The following is a 21342-nucleotide window of genomic DNA, read 5'->3' as shown; positions in this document are numbered from 1 at the left end:
GAAGATATTATCATGGCTATACTTTCAATATCAATCATAGCGGTTTAGAAGCAATTAAATAATAGTGAATAGAAATATTATCACACTCGCTACAGGAAAGAAATTTTATTTTGATTTGGCAATCAATCTTGCCCGATCGTTTATATTGTGGAATAGAGATTCTAATATCGATTTTTATATTGTTACCGATTTACCAAATCAACTTCCATTAGATTTGTTAAATGATATTAAAATAATATCCATTCAGCCAAACGAATTTGGATTAGGTTTTACACCAAAATTATTTTTAGACAAAGTTGCTCCTCCAGGTCAAACCTTATTTATAGATAGTGATTGTTTAATTTTCGGCAACCTTATCAAGGTTTTTGAGCGCTTTAAAGGAAAAAAAGTTTCAGTGGTTGGTGATTATATAACTAATGGAGAATGGTTTGGAGACATAAGGCTTATTTGTGAAAAATTTAATATCCCTCACCTACCGAAGTTTAATGGAGGAATATATTATTTAGAAAGTAGTGAGAAAGCATCAGAAGTATATAGTTTAGCAAGAGAAATAGAAAAGAAATACGATGAAATAGGTTTTGTAAGATTAAGGAACCGCCCCAATGATGAAGTAATTATGGCATTGGCTATGCAAATACATAACATGGAGCCTTTAATTGATGATGGAACGATAATGAGTGATCCACAAGCCTGTCAAGGTGGATATGAAATAGATGTGATCAGCGGAGAAAGATGGCTATTAAATTCGTTTAAACATCCGTTACACCAGTCTTGGTATCCATTTAAAAAAGTAGAGCCACTAGTTGTTCATTTTTTAGGTAGTTACACGCAAAACTATCCATATAAAAGAGAAGTTTACCGTCTTGAAAAACATCTCAACAATAAATTGAACTGGCATACAGACCTTTATTCAAAGGTTACAATAGAAGCGCCCGCTCGATTTAAAGAACAATTTAAAATACTTTTCAGACCAGTTTTTAGATTGCTTTTTGGAACTAGACGGATTATTAAATCAGAAAGAATAGTAGAATAATGGATGTTAGTATTATAATCCCTACTTACAATAGAATTTGGTGTTTACCTAAAGCAATAGAAAGTTGTTTTCCAACGAATTGCAAAGTAGAAATTATTGTTATTGATGACGGAAGTAATGATGGAACCTGGGAATGGCTACAAAATCAAAAAGAAATTACTAAAATAAAAACACAAAATTGGGGGAAGTGTTGGGCAGTAAATGATGGTTTTAAAATAGCAAAAGGAAAGTACATCAAATTTCTTGACTCTGACGATTTGATTAATAACCAAGCAACAGATGAACAATTTATTCTTGCAGAAAAAGAAAATGCAGATGTAGTGGTAAGTGGGTATAAATTAATTGATGAAGCAGGAAGGATTATAAAAGAACAACCCTGGATCAAATCTGATGATTTTGTTGCCCAACAGTTAGGAGAATGTGATTCGTCACATTATTCTTCATATTTATTCAGAAAGGAATTTATCAATGAAATACCCCATAGACCTGATTTTGGATTTAGAGATGATCGGTTGTTCGTTCTTGAAGTAGCTTTGAAGAAACCAAGAGTAAGTTTTCATGATGGATACGGACTATTGCATAGAATTCACAATAACAAAAGACTTCAATTTACCCCAAATAAAATAATCCAAAACTACCAACACTATCAACTCTATCGAAAAATATTTGAAATACTCTCGTCATCAAGCGAGCTTTCCAAGCGAAGAATTGACGCTGGCATAAAAGTGCTATGGCCATTAGCACATTGGGTCGCAATAAACCATTTACAGGAGGCTGATGAAATTGTGAAATGGATTTATAAACTAAATCCCGATTTTCACATACCAAACAAAGGAATATTAGGTGTGTTTTACAAAAAATTGGGTTTTAGAACCACCGAAAAAATATTAAATTTCAGAAGATTATTTACTAAACCCAAATCCCATTAAAACGCTTAACTTATTTTACGAAGAACCTGAAAATGATCGTTGGATCAAATATGATCGCTATCCACGAAAAATAATACGCAGAATATTTAGAGGTAAAGCTAAACCTGGGGGCGTAATGTTAATTGCTTTACAATTAATGAAGGGATTAGACGAACTGGGCATCCCCTATCGTTTTAACGATTATAAATACGCCAAAAAGCACCCAACAGAGTTGATTGGAATAGTTGGTAAACCCCAGCTAATTTTTGAGAAGCGATTTAAAAACCCTATCCTATTTGGTGCAGGAGTTTATTCTCATCCTATAGAATGTCCTGATTTATTTGAGTTTTACCCCAACGTAAAAAAAATTCTTGTTCCGGGTAACTGGATAAAAGAAATGTTCGAACCCTATTATAAACATAAGGTATTGGCTTGGCCAGCTGGAATAGATACAGCAAAATGGAATCCATCAATTAAAAAACAAAAGGAGTATGATTTTTTAATCTATGATAAAATTAGATGGAAACATGATGAATTTGAAACCTCACTCATACAACCTATTGTAAACGAATTAGAAAGATTAAAGCTTACCTATACCATTTTGAAATATGGTTCTTACCAGCCTAATGAGTTGATGGAAAAACTAGCCGTCTCTTTATCGGCAATTTTTTTGTGTGAACATGAAACACAAGGGCAAGCTTATCAACAAATTCTATCGACCAATACCCCTATTTTGGCCTGGGATAGAGGTGGATATTGGCAAGACCCTTATTATTTCCCCAATAAAGTCAAATACAAACCTGTAAGCTCAGTTCCATATTGGGACGAGAGATGTGGCTTGAAGTTTGAAGATATTTCCAATTTTAGTGATACGCTTGAAACATTCATTTATCAATTAAAAAGAAAAGATTTCAAACCAAGAGATTATATTTTAGAGCATCTAACTCTTTCAATTTGTGCGAATAAATACGTAGAAATCTACACAAAAACCACTGATGAAAATTCTTCAAATCGTTAACCCGGTAATTCCATTTCCTGTAACTACAATTGGTGGTACAGAACGTGTAGTATCTTATTTGATTGATGAATTAATAAAAGATGGTCATGAAGTTACGCTGATGGGTCATAGTGATAGTATCGTGCCTGCACGCGTTAAATTTATTCCGATTGGGCGATATCTAGAACAAGAAAACACAGTAAAAACGATCTGGAAACATTTACTTTTCAATAAATACGATGTTATCCATAACCATGGAAGACTTATTTATTTCTTGCCTTTAATATGGAGTAATGTGAGAAAAATACACACATTCCACATGTCAGACCTGGAAACAAAGTCTTTTTTTAGATTTTCGAAACTCAAAGCTAGAAATTTCACTTTTAGCCCGTGTGGAAGGTGGATACAAGACAAAACAAAGCATTTAATGGGTAATTGGGCATTTGTTAATAATGGTTTGCCAAAAGACTTATATACTTATCATAAAAAAATAATGTCTGAAGATTCCCCACTAATTATTATTTGCAGAATGGGAAAAAAAAAAGGTGTTCTTGATGCAATCAAACTAGCCAAGATTACCGAGAGAAATTTAATTATAGCTGGTAAAGTTGGTGATTATCCTGAAGAATTAGATTGGTTTAATAAATATGTTCTTTCAGAATGTAACGGATCCAATATAAAATTTATTGGAGCAATAAATGATGAGCAAAAAAATGTACTACTCAATTCAGCTCTTGCGTTACTTATTCCTACCATTGATAGTGAAGCATTTAATACTACAATGTTAGAGGCAAACGCTTGTGGGTGTCCTGTGATTAGCTATAATCGTTTTTGTTTCGATGAATATATTATAAATGGAGTGAATGGTTTTAAAGGAGAAACATTTGAAGATCTCATCAGTGCAGTTTATAATCTAAATCAAATTGACAGACAAATATGTAGAGCTTTCTTTGAAAGAAATTACACAGCAGCGATTATGGCAGAAAACTACACAAAACTATATAAATCTAGAGTTTGAAAATAGCAATTATAGCCGATCCGGAATTGCCTGTTCCTCCCCTTTTATACGGAGGAATAGAAAGAATTATATCCATGTTAATTGAAGGTTATATAAAACTTGGGCATAAAGTTAGCTTATTTGCGCATCCAGATTCTAACACATCAGCAAAACTATTTGCGTATAGTGGATTAAGCAGCAGCAATAAATTAGATGTGATTAAAAATACATTTTTAATTAATCGAATACTTATAAAGAATAATTTCGACATCGTTCACAGCTTTGGACGATTGGCTTATTTGCTACCGCAATTACCAGTTAAGTTACCTAAACTGATGAGTTACCAAAGAGAGCCATCATTAGGGCAAATTAAAAAGGCAATAACATTGTCGAGGAAAAATTCACTATCGTTTACGGGTTGCAGTGCCTATATCAGTAACCAAATATCACCTTTCGCTACATCCTATCCAATATTTAATGGAGTAGATTTATCAATTTACGATTTTGTCGAAAAAATAAAGGAAGATGCTCCTTTAGTATTTTTAGGACGAATTGAACCTATAAAAGGTACACATATTGCAATAAAAGTAGCTCAGGCAACGAATAAAAGGCTAATTATTGCTGGAAATATTCCAGCTGAATATCAAAATTATTTTGAGCAGGAAATTAAACCTTACCTGTCAGATACCATTACCTACATTGGTCCAGTAAACGATTCACAAAAAAACAAGCTCTTAGGTAGTGCCTTGGCATTTCTGATGCCTATTGAATGGAATGAACCCTTCGGCATTGTAATGGCTGAAGCGATGGCCTGCGGAACTCCCGTAATTGCATTTAATCGAGGGTCTGTTCCAGAAATTGTTATCAATGGAATTAATGGATTTAGTTGCAACACTGTCGAAGAAATGATTGGTCTAATAGGTAAGGTGCCACAATTAAATAGACAAAATATCAGACGAGATTGCGAAGAAAGATTTTCTTCAACAATAATTATTAATCATTACTTGGAATTGTATCAAAAAATGATCGACAATAATAAATGAGTAAGATTGTCCTCATCACTTCCGGTCAACCTTCCCTTAACCCGCGACTAGTAAAAGAAGCCGATGCATTGGTAGAAGCGGGTTATGAGGTGACTTTGATTTATCAATATTGGAACGATTGGGCAACCATAGCAGATGAAACTTTAATTGCTTCAAAAAAATGGAAAGCGATTAGAGTAGGTGGAACACCAGACACGAATCGTTTTTCGTATTGGAAATTACGCATCATCAGTAAAATCGCCAATATCTTATCCCGAAAAATTGGCTTAAAATATCATCTAGCTGAATTAAGTATAGGGCGATGCGCAATGGCTTTATCGCGAAAAGCGTGTAAAATATCTTCAGATTTATACATTGCCCATAATCTAGCAGCATTACCCGCAGCGGTGAATGCTGCAAAAAGAAACAAAGCAAAATCTGGTTTCGATGCAGAAGATCTTCATCGTTATGAAATGAGTAATAAGGCAACAGACATCCATGTTAAACTAAAAAAATTTATTGAAGAAAAATACTTCCCTAAAGTTGATTATTTAACCACAAGTAGCCCTCAAATAGCAGCTTATTATAAAAAATTATTTCCAAAACTTATATTCAATGGCATTTTAAACGTTTTCCCAAAGCAAGAAAACTTAACGATAAAAACATCAAATAATCACGCAATTAAACTCGTTTGGTTTTCTCAAAACGTTGGTTTGTCTAGGGGCCTTCAAGATGTGTTTACCGCTTTAAAGAAGTTGCAGGAGTTTGAGATTGAATTTTATATTTTAGGCTATTTATCAGATGTAATGAAACAAAAGTTTGAGGAAATTACTCATCACTTACAATTCAATCATCCACCTAAAATATTCTTTCAAGCACCTATTCATCCTGATGATGTACAAAATTATCTTAATCAATTTGACATAGGCTTGGCTACAGAACCTGCATTTTCTATTAATAACGATTCGGCGCTGAGCAACAAAATCTTCACCTACATTCAAGCAGGCTTGGCTGTAATCGCATCTGATACAACTGCCCAATCGTCTCTTTTAGAGGAATACCCAAATATGGGGATGATTTATAAAAAAAATGATCCAGCATCATTATCAAAAGTAATAAAAACATACCTAGAAGACAGAACGTTATTATTGGCTCACCAAAAACAAGCCAAAAAATATGCGGATGAAGAGCTTAACTGGGAAGTAGAAAAACTGAAATTTCTCAATATTGTAGAACAAACTTTGGCAACAATTTGAAACGCCTCCTCATCATTTCCCCTCACTTCCCTCCATCCAATACTGCCGATTTGCAACGCATTAGAATGAGTTTACCTTATTTTGAGGAATTGGGTTGGCAAGCAGAAGTGATTACGGTCGACCAAAAATTCACGGATGTGGTAAAAGATGAATTGTTGCTAAACACCGTTCCAACTTCAATACCTATACATCGCGTTAAGGCATTATCAAAAAAATACACGGCTAAAGTTGGTTTGGGAAGTTTAGCTTTAAGATCATTGTGGTTTATCAGGAAAAAAGGAAATGAATTACTTAAAACCAAAAAATTTGACTTAATATATTTTTCGACTACCGAATTTCCAGTATGTATTTTAGGTACCTATTGGAAAAAGAAATTCGGCATTCCTTATGTAATTGATATGCAAGACCCTTGGCATACTGATTATTACAAAGATAAGCCTAAGGCAGAACGTCCAAAAAAATACTGGTTTTCGTATCGATTGAATAAATACTTGGAGCCTTTAGCCATGAAAGCTGTTGATGGTTTAATTGCAGTTTCGGCCAATTACATTGAAACTTTGGAGCAGCGCTATCCGCGACTAAAAAACAAACTAAGTGCTGTAATTACCTTTGGCGCTTTTGAGGTTGATTTTGAAATCGCAACAGAATACAATGAACAACTTAATTTAGTTTATAAAGCAGAGAAAAAACAAGTGAATTTGGTTTATGTAGGTCGTGGTGGGCATGATTTGAAACCAGCTCTACAAACTTTATTTAGTGCATTTAAAAAAGGCCTAAAGGAAGACCCCCAGCGATTTGAAAAAATTAGCATGCATTTTATTGGCACAAGCTATGCACCAAAAGGTAAGGGCGAATTTACAGTGAAGCCAGTTGCGTCAGACTTCGGCCTGACCAATTATGTGAGCGAATATACCGATAGAATTGGGTTCTATGAAAGCATAAAAAACTTACAAAATGCCGATGGCTTGATGATTGTCGGGTCCAACCAAGCAGATTACACCGCTTCGAAGTTGTACCCTTATATTTTAGCAAAAAAACCATTATTAGCCGTTTTACATTCAGGAAGCAGTGCCACCAAAATATTAAAAGATTGTAACGCTGGTTATTATATTGGGATAGGATCAGAAGAGGAATTTGCTTTTAAAACGCTGTCCAATTATTTAGAAGGTATTAAAAATAACCTAATCCCTGCTACGGACTGGGAAGCTTTTAAGCCTTATACCGCCAAAGCGATGTCGGAAAAGCAGGTAAAATTATTTAACGAAGTTATGGGTTTTCATTTTCTAAATTTGTGACCCCGAGATACGAGGGATCTATGTTAGGGAATTCGCACCAGTTTTTTAACCACAGAGGGCAAAGAGTTTTGCACAGAGACCACAGAGAAAGAATACAAGTTAAGGTAGATCGCCTTTCGTTTAAAAATCACCGTTTGTTTAACTACTTAACTTATCAGTTCCCAAACTCACACTTTCGAAGAGGAAATATGAAATTATCTAAAATAGATTCTTCGTTCCTCAGATCCGATAGCTGTCGGATGACAAAATCTATTTAAAAAAACATGCAATCCATATATCAATTCATTTTAAGAAGAGCTTTTTTTAGTGGTCAGGATAGAATATTTAATTATTTGTTTACCCATAACAAATTTAAAAAGCATTCTACAATCGTACAACCATTAACAGGCGATTTCGAAATCTGTTGCGACACGGCTACTTGGATTGGTGGGAAAATTGTGTACACTGGCGATTACGAGCCCGAACTTAAAAAAGTATTTAAATCGATTATTAAAAAAGGTGACCAGATTTTGGATGTTGGCGCAAATATTGGTTTCCATACCTTATACTTTGCACAACTTACTGGAGAAAACGGTTCAGTTAAATCCTTTGAACCTGTACCACAAAACTTTAAAGCACTAAATAATAATATAGGATTAAACAGCTTTCTAAATATAACCACTTACAACATCGCTTTAAGTAATCAAAAAGAACAAATCATTATTGATGTTGATGCGAAAAGTACTAATCCTGGTGCATTTAACTTATTTGAACAAGGCAGACAAACACCTATTAATTGTTTTGTAGGAGATGAAATTATTGGGGGAAAAAAGGTTGATTTTATTAAAGTAGATGTAGAAGGATACGAAAGTTTCGTAATAGAAGGTTTAATGCAAACCATTAATAAAAATAAACCGAAGATTATTTTTGAATATGATAAGCATTATCATGAAAAAACAGGAAGATCGGAAGATTATATTTTGTTGATGCTGGCGAAATCGGGTTATCGTTTTCAATACGTCACTAGAAAAGGTTTAGTGGATGTCAAAAACTTTCAAAACCTCCTATCGGGAAACATTTTAGCGAAATATTATGAGTAAAAAATTGGCTATAATTACTACCCATCCCATTCAATATTATGCGCCAGTATTTCAGCTTTTGGCTAAAAGTATAGACTTAAAAGTTTTTTATACTTGGGGAGAAAGTTCGCTAAAAAAGTTCGATCAAGGTTTCAAAAAACAGGTCGAATGGGATTTGCCTCTTTTATATGGTTACGAGTATGAATTTTTAAAGAATACGGCGGAGGATAAGGGTACGCATCATTTTAATGGCATCGTTAATCCAGATTTAATATTAAAAGTAAGTGATTTTAAACCTGACGCGATTTTAATTTATGGTTGGGCTTGGAAGAGCCATTTGCAAGCGTTTAGATTTTTTAAGGGTAAAATTCCGATTTATTTCAGAGGAGATTCCACTTTATTTAATAATCGAATGGGATTAAAATCTGTTGTGAAAAATCTCTTTTTAAAATGGGTTTACAGTAAAGTAAATTTCGCTTTCTACGTTGGCAGAGCTAATAAAAATTATTTCAAAAAATACGGATTTAAGGAATCTCAATTGATATTCGCACCACATGCAATTGATAATGAACGGTTTGCCGAAAATCGAACCCAAGAAGCGAATGCGTTGAGATCAAATTTGGGCATCGCCGAGGAAGATACGCTCATTCTTTTCGCTGGAAAATTTGAAAAAGTAAAAAACCCTGAACTTTTACTTAATGCCTTTATTGGAATGACGAAGGAGTCAGAAATCATGAAAAAGTTGGAAGACCGAAGACCAAAGACAAAGGATCAAAGTATAAAGTTTAAAGTTCAAAGTCAGAATTCCCAAGTCATAAAAACTAGTACCCTCGTCGATCAAACAGTTTCCCCTTTAGGGGATGTCCGAAGGACAGGAATTCATTTACTTTTTGTCGGAAATGGAGAATTAGAAGAAAGCTTAAAGTTGAAGAGTAGTTTAGCGATTAGCGGTGATGGGCTAGCGGAAAAGGAAGTTGAAAGTTCAAAGCTTAAAGAAGTTGAAAGTTTAGCAGAAGATAAAGCTCAAGGTTTAGGGGTTAGCGGTGAGGCGTTAGTGGATGAAGGTTTAAAGGTGAAAGGTAAAAGATTTGAGGAATACATCACGCAGGATAAGCACCCAAATCTCATATCTCATATCTCACATCTCATAACTAAAAACGTTCATTTTATGGATTTTCAAAATCAATTGCAAATGCCTGTGGTTTACCAAGCTTGTGATTTATTTTGCTTACCATCGTTAAGTGAAACCTGGGGTTTAGCTGTTAACGAAGCAATGGCCTCGGGCAAGGCTGTTCTAATTTCGGATAAGGTGGGTTGCGGGATTGATTTAGTTACAAATGGCAAAAATGGTTATATCTTTGAATCAGAAAATGAAAGTGATTTACAAAGCAAACTAATCACGATGTGTGCAAATAAAGATTTATTGCGTAATATGGGCAAAGCTTCTCTAGCTAAAATAGCTTCTTGGAGTTTTGATAACCAAGTAACCGCTATTAAAACTGAATTAGATAAAATATGACCGGAGCAAACGAGCGATCGAAAACCATTGTACCGCTTTACATTCCTGTAATTTTAGCCTACCTGTTTAGTGGTATTCCAATTGCATCGTATATTATTGCTTGGTTGGGGTCGTTATTTATATTTTATTGGACATGGTTCTCACCATCAAAATATTATAACGAAGATTTGCCTATTTACAAGCAAATTATGAGGCCAATTTACCTCACTCAATTTGTATTTGCTGGCTTTATGTGCGTAACATCCATATTTTATTTTATGGATCATTTGGGGTATAGATATTTTACACAAGTAGAAAAAGGACTTCAATTTCAAGGCTCAGAAAAAACATATATTATTGCGCAATGTCAGAGATTGAGTTTACTTGCCCACGCCGCAATCGTAACAGGGATAATTTTAAAGATAAAAAAAGAACCTATTCAACCAAAAAATTACACATTTTATAGTGGCCATAACTATTTAATTGGTCTATCTATTATCAGTTACATTATTGGTTTTATTTGTCAGTATTTACCCGGCCTTATACAAGTTGCATTACCAATAATGGCTGTGGCAATAAGCTGTGGCGCGGTTCTTTTGGTACGCGGGGTAGTAGAGAAAAACCTAAATTATTTTTTGGTTGGTGCTTTCATATTTATTGGTAATTTTTTAAATGCCAGTTTAAGTGGATACAAAGAACCAATTATTACCAATGTAATTATACTTGCATGTTTATTTTTACCTTATTATAAAAAGGCAATTATTTGGTCGTCTATTCCAGTAGCTTATATTTTATTGTACTTTTTACCTACCTACAATACAGTTGTAAGATCTTCATGGAATGGAAGCGTTTCTGCAGAGGAAGCCAGAACAGAAGCCTTTGAAACATTATTGGGCAATTCAAATCAAGATGAAATTGAAGAAACAAATTGGAGTTTTTTAACCAATCGATTAAGTGAAATTGACATGTTTACCACTTTTGTTGCTTACGTGCCCGCACACCACGATTATTATGGCTTTGAAATTTTAGAAGATTCATTTATAAATTTAATCCCGAGGATATTTTGGAAAAATAAACCCAATACCGAAGATGTTTCAATGAAAAGAGTTTACGACGCTGGTGTGGCAAGTAGATTTTCTTCCGTTTCTGCTAAAACGAGGCCTGTGGTTGATGCTTACCTCAGCTGGGGCATTCCTGGTGTTTTTTTTACCATGCTGATTTATGGGCTAATGATGCAAAGTATGTGCAATTTGGCAGAAAAATTATTTGGTAGTTATGAGCTAGGTTGTATAATCGTATTTAACAGTTTGTTCCAACAACTATGGCGCGGAAATAATTTTGAGTTTATGATTAATAATATTTTTTATAGTTACTTAATTATGCTTGCTTTATGCAAACTGCTAATTATGTTTAAAATAATAATGCCAAAATTTTCGGTTAAAGAAGCTTAGTTTGTTGGTTAGTTTTTTGGTTGGTTGGTTAAGGTTTAGAAATATGAAAATCGTTATTTTATTTTGAGAATTATTCAAATTATAGCATCGTATAAACCTGCCTACATTTATGGCGGACCAACCATGTCGGTGGCTAAATTGTGCGAGGCACTGGTTAAAGAGAAGACCAAAGACCAAAGCTTAAAGCTCAAAGATCGAGAAACCAATCAAGGCAGTATAGAAAGCCCTTTTAGGATTGGGGGAGACCAAAACGAAAAGACCAAAGACCAAAGCTCAAAGACTAAAGGTGAAGAAACGAAGAACGAACAACGAACAACGATTAAGGAAAACCAAATATTAGATATCGAGGTTTTCACTACACTAGCCAACGGTAAAACCGAACTAAATATTAAGTCGAATGAGAGACAAATAGTAGATGGCGTACCAGTAACCTATTTTAACCGGATAACAAAAGACCACACGCATTTCTCTCCAGCATTGCTTCTGGCTTTAAGGCGTAGAATCCAGTCTCATAAAAAAAATATAATAGTAACGCAACGTAACTCAGTTAATAACTCCCTCTCCTTCGGAGAGGGCCGGGGTGAGGCTCTAGTCATCCACATCCACGCTTGGTGGAATTTAGTCTCTATTTTTAGTTGTTTAATAGCAAAGTGGTATAAAATACCTGTTGTATTATCGCCTCGCGGAATGTTAACAAGCTACACCCAAGAAAATAGAAATGGATTTGTTAAAAAAATTATCCATCAACTATTAGGAAAAAGACTTCTCTCCTACTGCCACATACATGCAACAAGCGAGTTAGAAAAACAGGATATTCTGAACTTTATTCAACCCAAAAGTATTACGGTTATTCCAAATTTAGTAGAATTAGGTAACGCGCAAGGAGTTGAAAGTGAAAAGTTAAGAGTTGAGAGTTTAGGAATTAAACCAGCCGGCCGGACAGGCTGGGACCAAAGCTTAAAGACTAAAGACCCAAAAGCGAACAAGGAACAAGGAGCAAAGAGCAATGAAGAAGCGTTAAAAACAAACGAACAAACATCAACAACGTATAACGTACAACGACATACGACATACGACATACGACAAACGATAAACGAACCCCGCCCATTCAAACTCATATTCCTATCCAGAATTGAAGAAAAAAAAGGTTTAGAACTTTTATTTGAAGCTCTGGCTAAATTGAAATTTACTTGGGAATTAACAATTGCAGGTTCAGGAGAAGAAGAATACGTTGAAAGTTTAATGACTAAAGTTAAAAGCTTGAAGCTTGACGCTAAAGTAAATTGGGTTGGACAAGTAAATAATGACGCTAAATTTAACCTCTTGGCACAACACGATCTTATGGTTTTAACTTCATATAATGAGAACTTTGCGAACGTTGTGGTAGAAAGTTTATCGGTGGGCACACCAGTTTTAATTTCTAACAAAGTTGGCTTAGCCGATTATGTTAAAGAAAACAACTTTGGATGGATCACTAATTTGGAAGCAAAACAAATCGGCGAGGAGATTGAAAAAGCTTTCGTAGATATACAAAGCAGAAACCTCATTAGAGAAAATGCACCCACTACTATCGCTCACGACTTTTCTGCTCATCTAGTTGATCGATATATCCAACTTTATCAGACCATTTCATAAATGAATGCAAATTTCACCTTCGTAATCCTCACTTTTAACGAAGAAATACATTTACCGCGGTTGCTAAATTCGATAAAGGATTTGAATGCTCAAATTTATATTTTAGACAGCGGAAGTACAGACGACACCTTGGAAATTGTAGAGCGTTTTAAGGCTGAGGCTAAGGTTGAGACCGAGGCTAAGGTTGAGGTCAAGTTTAATAAATTTATCAACCATCCAAAACAGTGGGATTTCGCACTTAAGGCTTTTCAAATTAATACACCTTGGATTATCGGACTTGATGCAGATCAAACAGTGAGTAAAGAACTTTTTACGCTTTTACAAGATTTTAACGATGAAGATTACGCAAATGTAAACGGCATATACTTCAACCGAAAAAATTATTTTCAAGGCAGTTGGGTTCGCTTTGGCGGATATTTCCCTTTTTACCAGCTAAAAATGTTTCGAAATGGAATCGGATTCTCTGATTTAAATGAAAATATGGATCATCGGTTTGTAGTTACCGGCGCCACGCATATTTGGGAAAATGGTTATTTAATTGAGGAAAACTTAAAGGAAAACGACATAAAATTCTGGTTTGCCAAACATGAAAAATACAGCGATCTTATCGCTGAAGAAGAAATTGAAAGAGAAAAAAAATTGAGGATGCAGACCATCAAAGCAAATTTTTCGGGTAACCCTGATGAACGCAGAGCTTGGTTTAAAAAACTGTGGTGGAAATTGCCCTTGGGTATCCGTCCTTATTTGTATTTCATTTACCGAATGACTTTTAAACTCGGTATATTTGATGATCGGAAGGCCATCTATTTTCATTACCTACAAGGATTATGGTTCAGGTTGCTTGTCGATAAAAAAATAAAACTATTAAAAGCTAAAAATAAAATCGCAACAGATGCTTAACCTATCTACTGATGAAACTAAAAAGGTAGCCAACCAAAAAGCAATACAATTTGTTGCCTCGTTATTGATATTATATTTCTTTTTTAGCCAAAGCAATCTATTTATGAATAGCGTGATGAGTCCTGGATCTCGGTTTTACAATTTATATATTGCAACTAATCTTGATTACATCCAAGCGTTAAAAAGCGCGTTAATCAAACCAGCAGCCAGTATCATAAAAGCCTTTGGCTTTTATGTGGTTTACAATAACGAAGATGTTATGGTGGTGAATGGGCCATGGCTGAGGATTAACTATTCTTGTTTAGGTTTCGGAGTGATGAGTTTTTTAGCAGCCTTTGTATTTGCCTTTCCAGCTACATGGAAATCAACTTTTAAGATGCTAGTTCTAGGAGTGATAGCTATTTACATCCTTAATGTACTTAGAATAGCAGGATTGGGTATTTTACTTGGGTTCTTCAAATCGCAACGTCATAATTTCACCTATCACCACGAAATTTTTAATGTTTTGGTTTATATCTGCATCTTTATAATGCTTTTTATGTGGATTAAGAAAAAAAGGAAGGTAGGTTGAGACTGAGAACGAGGCTGAGACCTACCCTTCTCAACCTCAACCTCAGCCTCAACCTCAACCTTAACCTTAACCTCAGCCTCAACCTTAACCTTAACCTTAACCTCAGCCTCAATCTCAACCTCAGCCTCGACCCTTAAAACAAACACTATACTTTGCAAGAAACTCAACTACATAAAAACTTCAATAAGGGCGATTTCAAGATCGGAGCATCCAATTTCAAACAAATTTTATGGTATGCCTGTAGCCTGCTTTTTTTTAAAAGTCACTTAATTCCTTTTAGTCGCATTTTAGTCTTTATTCTTCGCCTTTTTGGTTCAAAAATCGGAAAAGAAGTTCGCATTAAGCCTGGCATACATATTAAGTATCCTTGGAAATTAACAATAGGTGATTACAGTTGGCTTGCCGATTGTTACATCGAAAATTTAGATTGGGTACGCATTGGCGAGAATTGTTGTATCTCACAAAAAGCAATGTTGATTACAGGAAACCACAATTACAGAAAAAATTCTTTTGACTTAATGATTGCGCCAATTATTTTAGAAGATGGCGTCTGGATCGCTGCAGGGTGCATGGTTGCTCCGGGAGTAACATTACATAGTCACGCTGTTTTGGGTATGGGTAGCGTTGCAACTAAAAGTTTAGATGCAAATTCTATTTACCAAGGCAATCCAGCGGTAAAAGTTAAAGATCGAGTGATTGATTAATTTCATTTGAAAAGTTACTAACCCTAATACGCGCTTGCATCATTAAGAGTTGGTAACTTTCCTCTCCGTGTTAATTTTCTCTGTTTACGCTGTGGTTAAAAAACCCTTTATCAAAAGTGCTGTTTTTTCTGAAGCACCCGGTTTGCCCATCAAATCAAGTAAATCATCATAATTGCGAAGCATTTCTGCTCGTCCGTCTCCATTTAAAATTTCCAACACTTCTGCATTCATTTTAGCCGAATTGCAATCTTCCTGGATAAGTTCGGTTACAATCTTACGGTTAACGATCAAATTAACCAATGAAATGAATTTGATTTTCACCAACATCCGCGCTATTGCGATGGAAATCGTACCACCTCTATAAACCACCACCTGTGGCACTTTAAAAAGTGCAGTTTCGAGCGTTGCAGTGCCAGAAGCCACAATAGCAACGTGCGCATTTTGCAACAGATTATAGGTATTTCCGAAGAGTAACTTCACCGCTTTGCCTTGCGTAAATTGGCTGTAATAATCTTCGCTAAAGGTTGGCGCTGCAGCGATGGCGAAAATATAATCTGGATAATTTTCGGTGATGCTCAACATCACAGGCAACAAGCGTTCTATCTCTTGTTTTCTGCTGCCGGGCAAAAGTGCAATAATTTTTTTATCGCCAATTTTATGAGTTGCCCTGAAATTTTGATCGGGTGTAAATTGAGCAATTTCATCTAGTAAAGGATTGCCAACGTAATCAACGTTCATTCCCCATTTGGCATAAAAATCGACTTCGAATGGTAAAATGCAGAACATTTTATCTACAACCCTCTTTATTTTAAGTACTCTTTTTTGGTTCCAAGCCCAAACCTTTGGCGAAATATAATAACAAACTTTAATGTTATTTTCCTTTGCAAATTGAGCTATTTTCAGATTAAAACCAGGAAAATCAATTAAAATTAAAACATCGGGTTGCCATGCCAATATATCGTTTTTACAGGCTTTTAAGTTTTTAAAGATCGTTGGCAAATTCATCACAACTTCCGTAAAGCCCATAAAAGCCATATCGGCATAATGTTTAACTAGCTCGCCACCTTCAGCCTGCATTTTATCGCCCCCAAAATAGCGAAATACAGCACCTTCATCTTCTGCTTTTAAAGCTTTGATTAAGTTAGCACCATGTAAATCGCCCGATGCCTCGCCAGCTACAAGATAATATTTCATTTTTGGTTTGTTTAGTTGGTTGGTTTTTTGGTTTTTTGGTTGGTTGGTTGGTTTGTTTTTTGGTTGGTGCAAAAGGGATGCCTATGACAATGGTTGGTTGGTTTTTTGGAACATACCTCTCTGCTTTTGCTTTTATAATTTTTAACTTCCCGACTTTCGGATTCTAATAAAAAACCACCCCCCGCCAATGCTCAGCCACGCACTCACCCTCCTCAAAAAAAGGAGGGGAGTAAAAATCCATCTTCTAACATCGTTCTTATAAAATCGGACTTCCCGATTTTTTTAACTACTGATCTTTTCTGCTGCTCTATCTTCGGTCATCGGTCTTATGACCTCGGACTTTCGGACTTCCCGACTCAACCTCAACCTCAACCTCAACCTCCCCCCCTACAAAACCTTATAAAAGAAAAAAACAAAAGCACATAAAAATGTTGCGGCCAATATACCTCTTCCTATATTTTCTTTATTATATTTAAAAAAGTACTGCATTACGTATGCGTTTACCGCAATGCCACCAATGTACAACAAATCGGCGCGTTGTAAATAAATAACATGGTTAATCAAATACCAAGCAAAGCCGCATAAAATTGCAGGAATTACAATGCCAATTGCCAAACCGATCCACACCGAATTGGTAAGCTTGTTTAATTGTTCATTCATTTTATCTCGATTTACCACTAACCCAAATTAAAGCCATCAGGTGATGAAGTTTTAGTAGGCGCACTTGACTTTTTATTATAAACATCCAAATCCCACGAGTTTAACACCGGAATGGCGTGATGAGCTGTTAAATCAAACTGAACAGGCACCACGGAAACAAAGTGATGATCGAGCGCCCAAACATCAGTATCTTCACCCTTATCAAAGTTTTGAAAAACACCCGTTAGCCAGTAATAAGGTCTTTTATAAGGATCGGTTCTTTCTTCAAATTCCTCTGCCCATTTCGCATTTGCTTGCCGGCATATTTTAATACCTTTTATATTATCCCCTTTGGGAAAATTTACATTTAACAACGTTGCCTCTGGTAAACCGTGCGACAAAACCTGTTCGCAAATAGTTTTAATATATTTCTTACAATGTTCAAAATCTGCATCTTGTGCAAAATCATCCAACGAAAAACCAATAGAAGGAATTTTCTCAATCGCACCTTCTACCGCAGCAGACATGGTACCCGAATAAATTACATTGATTGAATTATTTAACCCATGGTTAATACCCGAAACGCATAAATCGGGCTTTTTACCCTTAAAAATTTTATTTACGGCGAGTTTTACGCAATCTACCGGCGTACCACTGCATTTGTACATTTCCACGCCATCATATAGGTTTACTTTATCAAAACGAATGGGTTTCCCAATGGTAATGGCGTGTCCCATCCCACTTTGTGGACTATCGGGTGCAACCACAACAACATTTCCCAATTCCTGCATCACTACCATCAAGGCCTTAATCCCGGTAGCGGTAATGCCATCATCATTAACAACTAAAATATTTGGTTTGGTATTTTGCTTTGTCATTTGGCAAAAATACATATTATAAACTTTTTGGCCTTAAACTTTAACCATATAATAACCACAATTTTTATATGCAACTTTTCGCTCAGCGCTCAATTAAATTTATAAATCAAGCCGACTATTTTTTTTATCGTACTTATAAAATAATCCATATATATTTGGATAACTTATTAAAAACCGCTTGATTAGATTTAAATCAGGTAAAATGCCCCATAAAACCTAAAATTCATGAAATTAAAACTGTTTACAGTTGCGTTTTTATTGGTTACAAGTGCTTTTGTTAAAGCACAAAACACCTATCAATGGAAAACAGCAACCGAAGGAGGTTACACCTACAAATACGTAACCAACGACCCTACAAAATCTCGATTTTACACTTTAAAAAATGGTTTAACTGTTATTCTATCGCAAAATAATAAGGAACCAAGTATTGTGTACAAAATGGCTGTAAGAGCCGGAAGCAATACTGATCCGCGTACAAATACAGGCTTAGCGCATTACTTAGAGCACTTATTATTTAAAGGAACAGATAAATTTGGAACGTTAAATTATGCAAAAGAGAAACCTTATTTAGATAAAATTGAAGCGCTTTACGAGGTTTATGATAAAACAACCGACCCCGCAAAACGTAAGGAACTTTATAAGGAAATTGACAAACTTTCTGGCGAAGCCTCTAACTATTCTATCGCAAATGAGTACGATAAAATGATGAAAGCAATTGGCAGTAACGTAACCAATGCGCATACATCGGTGGAAGAAACTGTTTACGAAGAAGATTTACCATCAAACGCAATTGATAAATTTTTAGCTGTGCAGGCAGAACGATTCCGCAACCCTGTGTGTCGGATTTTTCATACCGAATTGGAAGCTGTTTACGAAGAGAAAAACATCGGGATGGATAATGACGGCCGTAAAATGTACGAAAAAATGCTTTTTAGTCTTTTCCCAACACACAATTACGGACAACAAACTACTATTGGTACCATTGAGCATTTAAAAAACCCATCGTTAGTAGAAATTAGAAAATATTACAACAAATATTATGTGCCTAATAATATGGCGCTAATTATGTCTGGCGATATAAATTACGATGCGCTAATTAAAAAAATTGACAAGAGTTTTTCGTTTATGCAACAAAAGCCGTTGGCACTTTACAACCCAGCACCAGAAAAGCCACTTACTAAAATACAGAAAGTTGATGTTTTTGGCCCAAGTGCAGAAAGCTTATACATTGCTTACCGAGGTTATGCAGAGAATACGCACAACAGCATCATGTTAGATCTGATTTCGAGCATATTATCTAACGGTAAAGCAGGCTTATTTGATATTAACTTAAATCAACAGCAAAAAGTCCTTAGATCCGGCACTGGCTACAACCAAATGAAAGATTATGGCGTGTTTATTTTAACCGCTACGCCAAAAACTGGACAAAGTTTGGAAGATGCACAAGCGTTATTGTTGGGGCAAATTGACTTACTTAAAAAAGGCGAATTTGATGAAAGTTTGATTAAAGCCACTGTTGCCAATCAAAAATTAGCAGAATTAACGGCTTTCGATAACAACGATGTTAGAGCAGATGCCACCATGAAATCGTTTATTTTAAACCGTGGTACCGAGTGGGATAAAGATTTGTCGGCAACAGATAACATGGCAAAAATTACTAAAAAGGATGTTGTTGATTTTGCAAATAAGTTTTTTATCAACAATTATGTAGTGCTATTAAAACATAAAGGAGTAGATAAAAGCATAGTTAAAGTTGAAAAACCTGCTATTACCGCAGTAAAAACCAATACCAATGAGGTATCTCCTTTTACCAAATCGATTATTGATGCGCCAGTAACGCCTATTGCGCCGAAGTTTTTAGATTATAAAAAAGATTTGACATTTGGCAAAGCTGGCATAGCCGATGTTATTTACGTTAAAAATGTGGGGAATAGCATTTTCGATATGGATTATCAGTATAATCTTGGTTCGTATAACGATAAGTTATTGCCTTATGCATCGCAATATTTGAGTTTTTTAAGTACGGATAAATACACGGCCGAAGAAATTAGCAAAGCTTTTTACAACATTGCGTGTAGTTACAATATGAACGTAAGCAATGATGTAACGGTAATTTCTGTTAATGGTTTGCAAGAAAATTTTGATCAGGCAGTGCATTTATTAGAAGATGTTTTGGCCAATTGTAAGCCTAATGAAAAAGCATTAGAAGATTTAAAAGGACGTATTTTAAAATCGAGAGAAAATGCAAAATTAAATAAAGCTTCTATTTTGGGTGGCTTGATGAGTTACGCGCAATATGGTGCCGATAATCCTTTCAATTACGGGTTAACCAACGATGAAATTAAAAACATTAAATCTTCTGATTTGATTAATATTCTGCATAACTTAAAAAACTACAAACATATTATAACCTATTACGGTCCGAAAACTTTAGGAGAATTTAGCACTGAAATTGCCAAACTTCATGCGTTGCCAAAAGAATTTATGACAGAGGCACCTGCAAAAAAATTCGCTTATACAACAACCAATGCAAATAAAGTTTTATTTGCAGATTACGATATGGTGCAAGCCGAGATTCGTTGGGTGCGCAATAGTGGCCTTTATGATCCGGCAAATACAGCCAAAGTGGCTTTGTTTAACAATTACTTTGGCGGTGGCATGGGCTCGGTTGTTTTTCAAACTTTGAGAGAATCAAAGGCATTGGCCTATTCTACTTTTGCGGTGTACGCTACGCCAAATCGTAAAGATAAAGACAATACTGTTATTGCTTATATTGGTGCGCAAGCCGATAAAATGAACGAGGCTTTGGCAGGAATGAACGATTTATTAACCACTTTACCCGAATCGGATAAATCATTTGCACTTAGTAAAAGTAATTCTTTAAGTGGTTTAGAAACTTCCAGAATAACCAAAGGTGACATTATTCAAAAATATTTGGCGGATGAAAAATTAGGTTTAAGTCAGGATTCGAGAATTGATGAATACGCAAGTTTAAAACCATTAACCTTTGCTGATGTTAAAGACTTTCATAAAAACAACCTTTCTGGGAAAGCTTATAATTATTGCGTTGTTGCTTCTGAAAAGAAGATAAATTTAGCTGATCTAGAAAAATTTGGTCCGGTAACTAAATTGAGTTTAGCGCAGATTTTTGGGTATTAAGAGAGGAGCTTAAAGCGGAAAGACTAAAGATTAAAGCAGAAAGCTTAAAGCGGAAAGACTAAAGCAGAAAGCTTAAAGCGGAAAGATCAAAGCTTAAAGCGGAAAGAATAGAGCAGAAAGCTTAAAGCGAAAAGACTAAAGCAGAAA

18 protein-coding genes are annotated in these 21342 nt (G+C 35.2%); 15 read left to right on the top strand and 3 right to left on the bottom strand.

Going from position 1 to position 21342, the window contains the following annotated elements:
- Positions 1-64 precede the first annotated feature (64 nt).
- From EZJ43_RS14450 to EZJ43_RS14385, 14 genes are all read left to right on the top strand, one after another.
- Positions 65-1033 carry a hypothetical protein gene (locus EZJ43_RS14450; protein WP_133263424.1) on the top strand — a complete coding sequence of 323 codons (969 nt, stop codon included), beginning with the start codon at positions 65-67 and terminating at the stop codon, positions 1031-1033.
- The gene (locus tag EZJ43_RS14445; RefSeq protein ID WP_133263423.1) at positions 1033-1962 is read left to right on the top strand and encodes a glycosyltransferase family 2 protein; all 930 of its coding nucleotides are present in this window, start codon (positions 1033-1035) and stop codon (positions 1960-1962) included. The genes EZJ43_RS14450 and EZJ43_RS14445 overlap by 1 nt, the downstream gene beginning before the upstream one ends.
- Positions 1963-2077: 115 nt before the next feature.
- Positions 2078-2959 (top strand): hypothetical protein, encoded by an 882-nt coding sequence (locus EZJ43_RS14440; protein ID WP_207924634.1) that lies wholly within the window; start codon positions 2078-2080, stop codon positions 2957-2959.
- On the top strand, positions 2937-3956 hold the full coding sequence (locus EZJ43_RS14435) for a glycosyltransferase (RefSeq protein ID WP_133263421.1): 1020 nt from the start codon (positions 2937-2939) through the stop codon (positions 3954-3956). The genes EZJ43_RS14440 and EZJ43_RS14435 overlap by 23 nt, the downstream gene beginning before the upstream one ends.
- The gene (locus EZJ43_RS14430; protein WP_133263420.1) at positions 3953-4978 is read left to right on the top strand and encodes a glycosyltransferase family 4 protein; all 1026 of its coding nucleotides are present in this window, start codon (positions 3953-3955) and stop codon (positions 4976-4978) included. The genes EZJ43_RS14435 and EZJ43_RS14430 overlap by 4 nt, the downstream gene beginning before the upstream one ends.
- Positions 4975-6213: a glycosyltransferase gene (locus EZJ43_RS14425; RefSeq protein WP_133263419.1), complete on the top strand. Its 1239-nt coding sequence runs from the start codon at positions 4975-4977 to the stop codon at positions 6211-6213. The genes EZJ43_RS14430 and EZJ43_RS14425 overlap by 4 nt, the downstream gene beginning before the upstream one ends.
- Positions 6210-7508, top strand: a complete 1299-nt coding sequence (locus EZJ43_RS14420) for a glycosyltransferase (protein ID WP_243718106.1) — start codon at positions 6210-6212, stop codon at positions 7506-7508. The genes EZJ43_RS14425 and EZJ43_RS14420 overlap by 4 nt, the downstream gene beginning before the upstream one ends.
- A gap of 263 nt (positions 7509-7771) precedes the next feature.
- Positions 7772-8587, top strand: coding sequence for an FkbM family methyltransferase (locus EZJ43_RS14415; protein WP_133263418.1), 816 nt, complete (start codon positions 7772-7774; stop codon positions 8585-8587).
- Positions 8580-10085, top strand: a complete 1506-nt coding sequence (locus EZJ43_RS17510; protein ID WP_243718105.1) for a glycosyltransferase family 4 protein — start codon at positions 8580-8582, stop codon at positions 10083-10085. Before EZJ43_RS14415 ends, EZJ43_RS17510 begins: the two co-directional genes overlap by 8 nt.
- A complete protein-coding gene (locus tag EZJ43_RS14405) occupies positions 10082-11515 on the top strand; it encodes an exosortase Y-associated Wzy-like protein (protein ID WP_133263417.1) in 1434 nt (477 codons plus the stop codon). The genes EZJ43_RS17510 and EZJ43_RS14405 overlap by 4 nt, the downstream gene beginning before the upstream one ends.
- 63 nt (positions 11516-11578) lie before the next feature.
- Complete coding sequence (locus tag EZJ43_RS14400) at positions 11579-13150, top strand: XrtY-associated glycosyltransferase XYAG1 (protein ID WP_133263416.1); 1572 nt, start codon at positions 11579-11581, stop codon at positions 13148-13150.
- The gene (locus tag EZJ43_RS14395; protein ID WP_133263415.1) at positions 13151-14050 is read left to right on the top strand and encodes a glycosyltransferase family 2 protein; all 900 of its coding nucleotides are present in this window, start codon (positions 13151-13153) and stop codon (positions 14048-14050) included.
- Positions 14043-14621 (top strand): exosortase Y, encoded by a 579-nt coding sequence (gene xrtY, locus EZJ43_RS14390; RefSeq protein ID WP_133263414.1) that lies wholly within the window; start codon positions 14043-14045, stop codon positions 14619-14621. Before EZJ43_RS14395 ends, xrtY begins: the two co-directional genes overlap by 8 nt.
- 152 nt (positions 14622-14773) lie before the next feature.
- Positions 14774-15325 carry a WcaF family extracellular polysaccharide biosynthesis acetyltransferase gene (locus tag EZJ43_RS14385; protein WP_133263413.1) on the top strand — a complete coding sequence of 184 codons (552 nt, stop codon included), beginning with the start codon at positions 14774-14776 and terminating at the stop codon, positions 15323-15325.
- An 84-nt stretch (positions 15326-15409) separates the two neighbouring features.
- On the opposite strand, the gene lpxB is transcribed toward EZJ43_RS14385, so the two are convergent.
- The 3 genes from lpxB to surE form a co-directional block, all read right to left on the bottom strand.
- Complete coding sequence (gene lpxB / locus EZJ43_RS14380) at positions 15410-16519, bottom strand: lipid-A-disaccharide synthase (RefSeq protein WP_133263412.1); 1110 nt, start codon at positions 16517-16519, stop codon at positions 15410-15412.
- Between the two features lie 387 nt (positions 16520-16906).
- Entirely contained in the window at positions 16907-17179 is a 273-nt protein-coding gene (locus EZJ43_RS14375) for a stationary phase survival protein SurE (RefSeq protein ID WP_133263411.1), read from the bottom strand.
- Between the two features lie 17 nt (positions 17180-17196).
- Entirely contained in the window at positions 17197-18036 is an 840-nt protein-coding gene (gene surE / locus EZJ43_RS14370) for a 5'/3'-nucleotidase SurE (RefSeq protein WP_133263410.1), read from the bottom strand.
- Positions 18037-18261: 225 nt separating this feature from the next.
- On the opposite strand from surE, the gene EZJ43_RS14365 reads away from it, so the two are divergent.
- Positions 18262-21195, top strand: a complete 2934-nt coding sequence (locus tag EZJ43_RS14365; RefSeq protein ID WP_133263409.1) for a M16 family metallopeptidase — start codon at positions 18262-18264, stop codon at positions 21193-21195.
- Positions 21196-21342: the final 147 nt, after the last annotated feature.

Source organism: Pedobacter changchengzhani (assembly GCF_004354365.1).
Classification (GTDB): Bacteria; Bacteroidota; Bacteroidia; order Sphingobacteriales; family Sphingobacteriaceae; genus Pedobacter; species Pedobacter changchengzhani.
This window is presented reverse-complemented; position numbering and strand designations above follow the sequence as displayed.